The 2545-nt window shown below is 74.3% G+C and carries 1 protein-coding gene; it reads right to left on the minus strand.

Translation table 11 applies throughout. The features are described 5' to 3' along the window. Positions 1-23: 23 nt before the first annotated feature. Entirely contained in the window at positions 24-2534 is a 2511-nt protein-coding gene (locus tag MXD58_RS28805) for a xanthine dehydrogenase family protein molybdopterin-binding subunit (RefSeq protein ID WP_248836587.1), read from the minus strand. Positions 2535-2545: the final 11 nt, after the last annotated feature.

A 2545-nucleotide genomic window follows, 5' to 3' on the forward strand; every position in this document is an offset into this window, starting at 1 on the left:
CGGCCCCACGGCCGCTTCGGCCATCATCGGGACACGCGGGGATCGTCGGCGGGCGGCGCGCCGGTAGCTGGGGCGTCGGTAGCCGGGGCGTCGGGAATGGGCTCCTCGCCGGTGGCCGCGCCGAGGCGGGCCAGGGCCCAGACTCGTTCCGGGTGCAGCGGGAGTTCGTGGGCGTGCCGGCCGAGGGCCTCGGCGACGGCGTTGCCGATCGCCGCCGGCACCGCCGGTGATCCGGTCTCGCCCAGGCCGTGGATGCGCGCGCCGGCCGGGCCTGCCGGGTCCTCGGTCATCCCGACGGTGAAGTGGTCTGGCAGGTCACGCACCGAGGGGATGCGGTATTCCAGCAGGCTGTCGGTGAGTAGCCGGCCCGTGTCGCCGCCCCAGCGCATGGTCTCGGACAGCGCCTGGCCCACCCCGAACGCCACGTTGCCCTCGCACTGCAGCTCGGCGAACGTCGGATGGATCACCCGCCCGGCGTAGGTCTCGACGTGCAGGTCGACGACACGGACCGCGCCGGTCTCCAGATCGACCTCGACCTCGGCGCCGGCGGCGGCGTGGTAGAAGTGCGGCGTCACCACGCCCTGGCCGGTGTCCGGGTCCAGGCCGCCGTCGCTGGCGTGCACCTCGCAGACCTCGAGCCCGCCGGCTCGCGCACGCTCGAGCACCTCGGCGTAGGTGAAGGTGCGCCCGGCGGCGAAGTCGGCGTCCGGCGAGCCGCCCCCGACGGGACCGGTCCCGACCGACGTCGCGCCGGCCGTCAGGCTGGCGGCCACGGCGCGGATCTTGCCGCCGTCGACCTCTACCTCGGACTCGGAGATACCGAGCAGCGGCGCGGCCAGCGCGGCGAGACGGGCGCGCAGCGCCACCCCGGCGCGCTCGACGGCCACCCCCATCATCAGCGTCGACCTCGAGGAACTGGTCGTCTGGTCCCAGGCGGTGGTCGCCGAGTCCGGATAGGTGACGTGCACCCGTTCCAGTGGCACGCCGGTGGCGTCCGCGGCGAGCTGGGCCAGCACGGTGCGGGCGCCCTGGCCGATCTCCACGGTGGAGCAGAGCACGGTCAGGTTGGCCTCCTCGTCCAGCTTGAGCACGACCGTGGACGTCGAGGGGGTCACGGTCGTCTTGAGAATGGTTGCCACGCCGCGGCCGCGGACGATCCCGGGGGCGACCTCGCGGCGCCGGGTGCCGGCGGGGCCGGCGTCCCAGCCGAGGCGGCGGGTGACCGCGCCGAGCAGGTCGGTGAGGTGGAAGTCCTCGATGAGCTGGCCGGTGGCGAAGGCGTCCCCGCCGGTGAGCAGGATCCGCCCGCGCAGCTCGACCGGGTCCAGGCCCAGCGACTGCGCGATCAGGTCGGTGTGGTTCTCGTACGCCCAGGCGACCTGCGGGATCGCGTAGCCGCGGAACCCGCCGGCGGGGGTGGTGTTCGTGTAGACGGCGTAGGAGTCGATCGACACGTTCGGGATGCGGTACGGGCCGGCGGCGCTGTACCCGCCGTTCTTGATGGTCCGCGGGGAGATGTCGGCGTAGGCGCCGGCGCCCCAGAGGATCTCGACGCGGCGGGCGAGCAGCGTGCCGTCGTCGGTGAAGCCGCTGCGGATGCGCACCAGCGAACTGTGCCGGGCGACGGTGACGAACTCCTCCGCACGGGTCAGCTCGACGCGCACCGGACGGCCCTCGACGGCCCAGGCGAGCACCGCGACCAGCGGTTCCAGGCGCGGGTACGTCTTCGCGCCGTACGCCCCGCCGACGTTGAGGATGCGCACCCGTACCCGGCTCTCCGGCATCCGCAGCGTCTCCGCGACCTGCGAACGCACCGTGAACGGCGATGCCGCGGACGTCCAGATGTCCGCGGCATCGCCGCGAACCGTCGCGATCGTCACGTGCGGTTCCAGTGGGACGTGCTGCTGCTGCGGGGTGCGGAACTCGTGGGAGAGGATGTGGTCGGCGGCGGCGAATCCGGCGTCGACGTCGCCGCGGCGCAGCCGGAAGTGGTTGCAGACGTTCCCGCCGTCCTCGGTGTGCAGGACGAGGTCGGGGAACGTCATCACGTCCCGGGTCGGGATCCGTTCGTGCAGCCGGGGCGCGTCGGGGGCCATCGCGGCGTCCGGGGTGAACACCGCCGGCAATGGCTCGTAGTCGACCTGGATCGTCGCGGCGGCCGCCCGCGCGGTGTCCAGGTCCCGGGCGATCACGGCCGCGACGGGCTCCCCGGCGAAGCGGACCCGCCCGATCGCGAGCACCGGCCGGTCGGGCAGCACCGGGCCGAAGTACGGGAATGGCGCGCCCGCGTACACGTCCGGCGACGCCGCCCATCGTTCCAGGTCAGCACCGGTGATGACGGTGACGACGCCGCGCTGGCGGCGGGCCGCGGTGGTGTCGACGGCGCGCAGCAGGGCGTGCGCGTGCGGGCTGCGGACCAGCGCGGCGTGCAGGCAACCCGACGGTGTCAGGTCGATGGCGTAGGGGAAGCGGCCGGTGACCCGGTCGGGGCCGTCGCTCGCCGGCACGCTGCGCCCGGCGGCGGCCCGCCTCACGTGGACTCCGC

The sequence above is a fragment of the Frankia sp. AgKG'84/4 genome (assembly GCF_023242965.2).
Classification (GTDB): Bacteria; Actinomycetota; Actinomycetes; order Frankiales; family Frankiaceae; genus Frankia.